Source organism: Treponema sp. R6D11 (assembly GCF_054786075.1).
Window position 1 is genome coordinate 1 of sequence record NZ_BDHD01000773.1, and the last position, 421, is coordinate 421.

Genomic DNA, 421 nt, shown 5'->3' on the forward strand with positions numbered 1-421 from the left:
GTTCACTTCGTCCATGTGCGCCTCAAGCGCCTTGTTCTCGTCTTCCATCTCGGCGCGGATGCGGTCGCGGTCGGCGGTGCGCCGTTTCAGCGTTTCATTGCGCTCGCCTCTCTCGTTCTTGAACTGTTTTAACCGCAGTAATTGGATATCAAGCTCGTAATTGAAAATCTCGTCGCGCAGGGCGCGGTACTTCAATGTTTTTTCGGACTGGACTTTTAGGCTGTCGTGGGAGCGTTTCACTTCGTTTAAGATTATTTCCACCTGGTGGACGTTTTCTTCGGTCTTGGCTAGGTTGCGCTCCGCTTCCGCGCCTCGCTCCTTGAAGCGGGTAATCCCCGCCGCCTCCTCGAAAAGATAGCGCCTGTCTTCGGGCTTGGAAGACGAGAACAAGGCGCTTGAGGCGCACATGGACGAAGTGAAA

General features: G+C 54.9%; 1 pseudogene. It reads right to left on the reverse strand.

The window, feature by feature from the left end:
- Window positions 1-421 (reverse strand): annotated as a pseudogene (locus tag ACYVTD_RS16020) (chromosome segregation protein SMC); the annotation flags it as partial.